Origin of the sequence: Paenarthrobacter sp. NPDC018779 (assembly GCF_044391085.1) — a bacterium.
Classification (GTDB): domain Bacteria; phylum Actinomycetota; class Actinomycetes; order Actinomycetales; family Micrococcaceae; genus Arthrobacter.
The window spans coordinates 190,715-198,551 of the sequence record NZ_JBIRZS010000006.1 but is presented as its reverse complement, the minus strand read 5'-3'; the positions used below and the strand labels follow the sequence as shown (position 1 = coordinate 198,551).

The window sequence follows — 7,837 nt, the reverse complement described above, 5'->3', positions numbered from 1 at the left end:
CCGAGACGGACAGTCCAATGATCTACCCGGAAGGCCAGAGCCCGCCAGAGCCCTGGCGAGCCACCCCGCATACTTTCCCGGCCCCACGGCGCGCCAGCGGCGCTCACACGCTGGGTCGCAGTTCAGGTCGTTACCAGCGCTGGGAACGGCCTGAACTGCGACCCAGTTGGGGCGGCCGGGACGCTAAGACGAGGGCCGCCGTCGTACTTTTGCGGAAGTACGACGGCGGCCCTTGCCTTTTGAATACAGATACGGCTGGGTGCCGCGCAGCTCAGGCGCCCGGAGCGAACGGCGTTGGCGGGGCGTAGGCCCTGCGGCGGGCGCGCGGCACGGGATGAAAGGGCGCAGCCTCACCAATCACGTTGGTCAGGGTCCCGAGCCGCTCCACCGTCAGGCTTACGACGTCCCCGATCTTCAACGGAGGTGGCGAGACCGAACCGTGCCAACCCCAGAACTCGGCCAGGCATCCGCCACCGCTGGTACCGGAACCGAGGACGTCTCCTCGCCGCACCCACGTGCCGCGGCTGGCATAGGCCACCAACTCAGCGAAGCTCCACGCCATGTTGGCCAGGGAATCCGTGGCCAGGAGTTCCCCATTAACGGACACGCTCACGCCAAGATCCAGGAATCCATCCGAGGTGACATCCGCAACCTCGTCCTTGGTAACGAAGAAGGGGCCCAGCGAGGTGGCCGTGTCCTTTCCTTTCGCGGGTCCGAGTCCCACAGCCATCTCGGCCCGCTGCAGATCCCGGGCCGACCAGTCGTTCAGGATCATGTAACCGACGATGTGTTCCTCGGCTTCGTCCACTGAGAGGTTGTATCCGTCGGCGCCGATCACTGCGGCTACTTCCAGTTCGAAGTCGAATTGCCGGGTTCCCGGTGCCATCGGGACGGTGGCGTTGTGGCCAATGGCCGCGTGCGGATTCGTGAAGTAGAACGCGGGAGCGTCGTACCAGGCCTGGGGGATGCCCTTGTCCGGAGCAACGGAGCGGAGGGCACCCACCGTGTGCTGCTCAAAGGTGATGAAGTCCCGGATGCTCGTGACCTCAAGCGGCGGCAGGAGCTCGGCGTCCTGCAGGTCCACCAGTGCACCAGTGGAGGACTGCCAGGGCCAGGCAATCACGTCGAAGGCCTCAAGGCCTTCCGGGTAAAGCCGGCCCGAAACCAAACCGTCGTCGGCCAGCCCAAGGCGAGGTACGCCGTCGTGCACCATCCTGAAGAACTTCACCTCGCAACCTCCTCGTCCAGGATTGCGACGGCACGGGTCCAGCCGGCCGACGCACCGTGGACCTTCACCGGGAAGCAGGAGACCTGGAAGCCAGTGCTCGGAAGGACCTCGAGGTTGCTGAGCTTTTCGATGTGGCAGTAGCCGATCTCCATGCCTGCTTTATGGCCCTCCCAGATCAGGGAGTGATCTCCGCTTTCCACATATCGTTTGGCCGTATGGATGAACGGGGCATCCCAACTCCAGGCATCGGTACCGGTCACTCGGACACCTCGGCTTGTCAGGTAGAGCGTCGCTTCACGGCCCATTCCGCATCCTGTGGACAGGTAGTCGTCCAAGCCGTAGCGGGTGCCGGCAGCGGTGTTGACCACCACGATGTCGCCCGGTGCAATCTCGTGGCCGATCCGGTTCAGTTCCGCTTCCACATCCGACGCTGTGGCCACGTAGCCGTCGTCGAAATGCCGGAAGTCCAGTTTCACTCCCCTGCCGAAGCACCATTCCAGCGGAACCTCGTCAATGGTGATGGCCCGGGCGCCGCCGTCCATCGTGGAGGCGTAGTGGTAGGGGGCATCCAGGTGCGTTCCTGTGTGCGTGGTGGCAGTGACGCGTTCGATGGCCCAGCCTTCCCCTCCGGGCAGGTCGGACTCGGTCATGCCGGGAAAGAAGGAGACCAGATCGCGGGCGGTTTCCTGATGGCCGAAGTATTCGATCTCCGGGGTCAGGCCCGGCGGGTCGGAGGCGATGTTGGCCCTGAGGCTCACGGAAAGGTCTACGAGCTTAGGCATGTGTTGCGGGTTCCTTGTCTGGATGGATTTCGGCGACAGCAGCAGTGTGCGTCTGCGGCAGGAAGAACATGAGGCAGGCGCCCAGCAAGAACACCGCCCCGGAGAGGATGAGACCGGAAGAGAAGCCCCACGAGGCAGCGATTCCGCCCATGGCCAGCGGTGCGAACGCGGCAATACCACGGCCAATGTTGAAGCAGAACCCTGCACCCGTGGTGCGGATCCGGGTTGGGTAGAGCTCGCCGAGGTAGGAACCGAAAAGCCCGGCGAAGGTCATGAAGAAGGCATAGAGCGGCCCCATCCAGAGCAGGACTGACTGGTGGGTGACCAGTCCGTAGAGAGGCATCAGCACACCCGTTCCTGCCAGGGAAAGAATGATCGCGTTGCGGCGGCCGATCTTGTCCGCCACCCAACCGAAAGCGAGGTACCCAAGGAACATGCCCAGGTTCAGTACTGTCATGAAAAAGCTCACTTGCCGTGGGTCCAGTCCCCGCTCGCTCGAAAGGTAGCTGGGCAGCCACGTGGAAGCGCCATAGAAACCAATAAACGCACAGACAGCCACCAAGGTGGCAATGATGGTGCGGCGCCGGTATGGACCAGTGAACAGTTCCCGTGCGGTCACGCTGGCAGGGCGGCCGACGACGGCCGAACGCGCCGCCCGCTCGACGAGCCAGGCTTTGGACTCCGGGAAGAAGAACACCACCATCAGCAACGGAACCAGCGCCGACAACCCGGTGACCAGGAACAGCAGCCGCCAATCCGGCATGAAGAAGCCAGCAATCAAAGCCGCGCTTGCCCCGCCCAATGGGTAGGCCGCGAGGACGAAAGCGACAGCCCGCCCGCGCTGTGACGGTGGCCAGGACTCGACGATGTAGGTGGACAGAACGGACCACACACCACCCAAGCCAATGCCCGCAAGGAACCTCAAAGCTACGAACACGCCGTAGTTGGGCACCACGAACAGCGCGGAGGTCAGTGCCACAAAGACCACCATGGACACGATCAGGGCCAATCGGCGGCCGCGGTTGTCCGCCAGCCAGCCCGTGATCACGCTGGAACACCCCATGCCCAGGAGCGTGGCGGTGGCCAGCAAACCTCCCGCCAAAGGCGTCAGCCCCAACTCGGCGCTGATGGCTGGCAACGCGAAGGAGAGCACTGCGATTTCCAGGGCATCAAAGAGGTAGATGACGAACGACCCAATGAGGATGAACCATTTGGTTCCACGTTTCATGGCGGGGATCCCTTCTGAAGCGGGCGACGTTGCCCGGAGCAGAAACAAACTTAGACACCCATTCAGTTTCTGCTGGACTAGAATTTATACACCCATTCAGTTTGTGTCAACGCCCACGGAACCCACGGAGCTATAGGCTGGAAAACATGTCCACAGAAGTGCAGGGAAACACCGCAGGAACGCGGCGGCGCGAGCAGATCCTGGATGTCGCCGTCAGGATGTTCGCGGACCGCGGCTTCGAAGCAACCACCATGCGGGCCGTCGCCGAGGAAATTGGCACCACGGCACCGCTGGTGATCTACCACTTCGCCACCAAGCTGGATCTTTACAAGGCAGTGTTCGCCCGGTACCAACACCTCAACGAGGAACGCCGCCGGGAGGTACTCGCCGTCGACACCTCGGCGAGTGACGCCGTCGAACGGATTGTTGAAGCGTTCCTGTTGCCCACGCTCAAGGCGCAGGAAACGCCGGATGGGAAGCTCTTCGCGCGGCTGGTCCTCCGCGAAGCCTCAGATCCGACCGCCCATGAGCGCGGCATCCTCGCCGAATACTTCGACCCGATGGCGCGGGACTTCATCATAGTGATGCGCCAGGCATTGCCGGACAAGCCGCCGGGTTTCCACGAATGGGCGTACCTCTTTGGCGTCGGCGCGTTGACAGGCACGGCCCTCCCCCACAGGATCGCGTCCCTCTCGGAACGTGAAGACATCAACGACTTCCGCTACGACTACCTGCGCTCAGTCCTCGTGGCCGGCTGGCGCGGCTAGCACCCAAGTAAGTAGCAGATCAGGTCGTTCTCAGCGCTGGGAACGACGTGAACTGCGACCCAGTTGGGGGCCAAGTACGACGGCGGCCCTTGCGTTTGCGTGCGCTACTCGCCAACGGCCTCGCTGATGCGGCGGCGGATGCCGTCGAAATGGCGATTCAGGAGCTCAGCGGCGAGTACCTTGTCCCCGGCAGCAACTGCGGCGTAGATGTTGCGGTGGATGGCCGCGGTCTTCACCAGATCCTCGTTGCCCGCACCGATCTCTACATGGATCTTCCGGTAAACCTTCCAGAAGACGCCCATGAGGTTGATCAGGAGTTCGTTGTTGAGGGGTTCGAAGAGGCGGCGGTGGAACTCCGCGTCGGCGGCCACGAAGTTCTCGCCGGCGGCGGCCAGGTCTTCCATCTGCTTGACGGCTTCCTCGATCAAGGCAAGCTGCTCGGGCGTCATGACATCGATGGACGTGCCGATGAGTCCGGATTCGAGCGCCTGCCTGACATCCACCAATTGCAGGGCTTCGAGACCTTGGTGCCGCAGCGACAACCGGCCGCGGAACGTGAGGCCATCGGCCAGTGCATCGAAGTTGCTGGGGGCCACGAACATGCCGAAACCGTGGCGGATCTCGATGACACCCAGAGCCTGGAGCACCTTCAGGGACTCACGGAGCGTGTTCCGGCCGACGCCCAGGGCAACGGACAGCTCGCTTTCCGTGGGCAAGGGATCGCCGGCTTCGAGTTCGCGTTCGAGGATCAGCTCCATAATGTCCGACTGCAAAGCACGCAGGCGTGCCTGTGCACTGAACCGCGCTTGCGGAACCACACCGGAAGTTGTCATGGCGCTCTCCTTGCCAATGCACCCGACCGGCCAAGACCGGATGAAGGTGCGGTGTTAATATTGAGGCGAGCTTAGCGCCCACCGCAGAATGAGTGACTCGCAACATACAATATCGGATGTCCCACGTCCTTTATAAGTATGTAGCGGGAATTCCTCGGATTTCCCGCCAATACTGGCCTGTACCGCCGGTCACGGAGGCCCCGCCAGCTCCCCCGGCACCCGACTCCCGCTTGACGTTCCGTTGTGACCGCCCTTACAGTTTCCATACGAGCATCGGACGTCCTACATCCGATAACCCACGAAACTCGAATGGTGAGGCACCCTATGAGCAAGACGATCCACAGCCTGCCGCTGGTCAACGACGCCAGCCGCCGGAACTTCCTGAAGCTAAGCGGCGCAGTTGGTGCAGCAGCCGCCTTCACGGCGACCCTTTCTGCGTGCGGCGGCGCTGCCAGCACCACCACCAGCAACGCAAGCAACACGGCGGCGGTGAACAAGGACCTCATCATCGAGGCGGGAATCTCCTACGCCCTCTCCACCGGCTTCGACCCGCTGAGCTCCTCCGGCGCAACTCCAATGGCCGCCAACCTGCACATCTTCGAAGGCCTCATCGAACTGCACCCGGCCACCCGCCAGCCGTACAACGCCCTCGCGGCCTCGGACCCCAAGAAGGTCAACGACACCACCTATCAGGTGACCATCCGCGACGGCGCCAAGTTCCACGATGGCTCCCCTGTCACCACCGAGGACGTCGCTTTCTCCTTCACCCGCGTGATGGATCCGGCCAACAAGTCCCTGTTCTCCCAGTTCATTCCGTTCATCCAGGACGTCAAGCCGGTGGACGCGAAGACCGTGGAATTCACGCTCAAGTACGCTTTCCCCGGATTCGGCCCGCGCATCTCCGTGGTCAAGATCGTCCCCAAGGCACTCGCCACCGACCTCAAGGCCTTCGACGCCAAGCCGGTGGGCTCCGGTCCCTACAAGCTGGTGTCCGCGGTCAAGGACGACAAGATCGTGTTCGAAGCGTTCGCAGACTACAACGGCCCCAAGCCCGCGCTGGCCAAGGGCATGAACTGGCTGCTGCTCTCCGATGCCGCTGCCCGCGTCACCGCAGTCCAATCCGGCCGTGTGCAGGCCATTGAGGATGTTCCCTACCTGGACGTCGACGGCCTGAAGTCCAAGGTCAAAGTTGAATCCGTCCAGTCCTTCGGCCTGCTGTTCCTCATGTTCAACTGCGCCAAGGCTCCGTTCGACAACAAGCTGGTCCGCCAGGCCCTGCACTACGGCATGGACAAGGAAGCCATCATCAAGAAGGCCCTCTTCGGCAACGCCAAGGCCGCGAGCTCCTACTTCCAGGAAGGCCATCCAGACTACGTCAAGGCCAAGAACGTCTACAGCTACGACGCCTCCAAGGCTGCAGACCTGCTCAAGCAGGCCGGGGTCAGCAACCTCGAATTCGAACTGCTCACCACGGACACCGCGTGGGTCAAGGACGTGGCTCCGCTGATCCTCGAGTCCTGGAACAAGATCCCCGGCGTCAAGGTCACCGTCAAGAACCTCCAGTCAGGCGCCTTGTACAGCGACCGTGTGGGCAAGGGCGACTACACCGTTGTGGCTGCCCCCGGCGATCCGTCCGTCTTCGGCAACGACGCGGACCTGCTCCTGAGCTGGTTCTACTCGGGAGCCACTTGGATGGAAAAGCGCGCCTTCTGGACCACTCCGGAGCGCACCAAGCTGCAGGACCTCATGAACAAGGGTTCGCAGGCCTCCGGCGACGCAGCCAAGAAGACCGTGGGCGAAATCGTGGACCTGGTCTCCGAGGAACTTCCGCTCTACCCGATCTTCCACCGCCAGCTCCCCAGTGCGTGGGACGAGAAGAAGCTCAACGGCTTCAAGCCGCTGCCCACCACGGGCCTGTCGTTCGTCGACGTCGGACGAACTGCCTAAGCCTTGTGAGGCCTGCTCTGCGCGCTAAAACCCCCACTTAGCACGCAGAGCGGGCCCCGCAAGCCAAGAAATTTCCAACCAACCGGAGAACAAATTGGTCACGATATTGCGTCTGCTTGGCCGCAGACTTGCAGCCTTGCCATTGATGATCCTGGGCATCACGTTGCTCGTCTTCCTCGTCCTGCAGGCCGCTCCCGGCGACCAGGCCAGCTCGGCCCTCGGTGACGGCGCCAGCGAAGAAGCGAAGCAGCAGTACCGCCAGGAGAATGGCCTCAACGATCCCCTGGTCCTGCAGTACTTCCGCTTCCTCGGCAAGCTCCTGCAGTTCGATCTCGGGGTCACCACTCCCCCTGCCAAGTCCGTCGCCTCGATGATCGGCTCGGCCTTCCCCCTGACATTGCAGCTGACGTTCCTGGGCGTGCTCATCGCCATTGTGCTTTCGCTGGCGTTCGGCATCCTCGGCGCCCTCTACCGCGACAAGTGGCAGGACCAGCTGGTCCGAGTCTTCTCGATTGCCGCGATCGCCACGCCGTCGTTCTGGCTCGGCATCCTGCTCATCCAGTGGTTCGCGCTGGGCGAGAACCCGATGTTCCCCTCAGGCGGAATCGCGACGCCGGAATCCGGCTTTGGCGGTTGGCTCAACTCCATGGCGCTCCCGGCTTTGGCGCTCGGCATTCCCGTGTCCGCCTCGCTGATCCGCGTGGTACGGACCTCCATGGTGGAAGAGCTGGACCGCGACTACGTCCGCACAGCGATCGGCAACGGTGTCCCCTACCGCGAGGTCGTGTCAAAGAACGTCCTTCGCAACGCGCTCGTCACCCCGGTGACCGTGCTGGGACTCCGCGTCGGCTACCTGCTGGGTGGCGCCGTCGTGATTGAAATGATTTTCGCCCTGCCCGGCATGGGCCAATTGATCCTCAACGGCATCACCAACCTGGACGTCAACCTGGTCCAGGGCGTGGTGCTCACCATCTCGGTCACGTTCGTTCTGGTGAACATCGTGGTGGACCTTCTTTACCTGCTCATCAATCCCCGAATCAGGACGGTATAGC

General features: G+C 62.8%; 7 protein-coding genes. 3 read left to right on the top strand and 4 right to left on the bottom strand.

Translation table 11 applies throughout. The annotated features are described in order from the left end of the window. Nucleotides 1–271 precede the first annotated feature (271 nt). The 3 genes from ACH488_RS09775 to ACH488_RS09765 are packed head-to-tail and all read right to left on the bottom strand — an operon-like array spanning nucleotide 272 to nucleotide 3,238. The gene (locus tag ACH488_RS09775) at nucleotides 272–1,228 is read right to left on the bottom strand and encodes a fumarylacetoacetate hydrolase family protein (RefSeq protein WP_397323862.1); all 957 of its coding nucleotides are present in this window, start codon (nucleotides 1,226–1,228) and stop codon (nucleotides 272–274) included. After that, complete coding sequence (locus tag ACH488_RS09770; RefSeq protein WP_397323861.1) at nucleotides 1,225–2,010, bottom strand: cyclase family protein; 786 nt, start codon at nucleotides 2,008–2,010, stop codon at nucleotides 1,225–1,227. Before ACH488_RS09770 ends, ACH488_RS09775 begins: the two co-directional genes overlap by 4 nt. Next, entirely contained in the window at nucleotides 2,003–3,238 is a 1,236-nt protein-coding gene (locus tag ACH488_RS09765) for an MFS transporter (protein ID WP_397323860.1), read from the bottom strand. Before ACH488_RS09765 ends, ACH488_RS09770 begins: the two co-directional genes overlap by 8 nt. Nucleotides 3,239–3,384: 146 nt before the next feature. Here ACH488_RS09765 and ACH488_RS09760 point away from each other — a divergent pair, with 146 nt between their 5' ends. After that, nucleotides 3,385–4,005, top strand: coding sequence for a TetR/AcrR family transcriptional regulator (locus ACH488_RS09760; RefSeq protein ID WP_397323859.1), 621 nt, complete (start codon nucleotides 3,385–3,387; stop codon nucleotides 4,003–4,005). A 104-nt stretch (nucleotides 4,006–4,109) separates the two neighbouring features. On the opposite strand, the gene ACH488_RS09755 is transcribed toward ACH488_RS09760, so the two are convergent. Then, on the bottom strand, nucleotides 4,110–4,838 hold the full coding sequence (locus ACH488_RS09755) for a FadR/GntR family transcriptional regulator (protein WP_397323857.1): 729 nt from the start codon (nucleotides 4,836–4,838) through the stop codon (nucleotides 4,110–4,112). A 324-nt stretch (nucleotides 4,839–5,162) separates the two neighbouring features. On the opposite strand from ACH488_RS09755, the gene ACH488_RS09750 reads away from it, so the two are divergent. Further along, nucleotides 5,163–6,785, top strand: coding sequence for an ABC transporter substrate-binding protein (locus tag ACH488_RS09750; protein WP_397323855.1), 1,623 nt, complete (start codon nucleotides 5,163–5,165; stop codon nucleotides 6,783–6,785). Between the two features lie 94 nt (nucleotides 6,786–6,879). Further along, on the top strand, nucleotides 6,880–7,836 hold the full coding sequence (locus ACH488_RS09745) for an ABC transporter permease (protein ID WP_397323854.1): 957 nt from the start codon (nucleotides 6,880–6,882) through the stop codon (nucleotides 7,834–7,836). The last annotated feature ends 1 nt before the right edge of the window (nucleotide 7,837 follow it).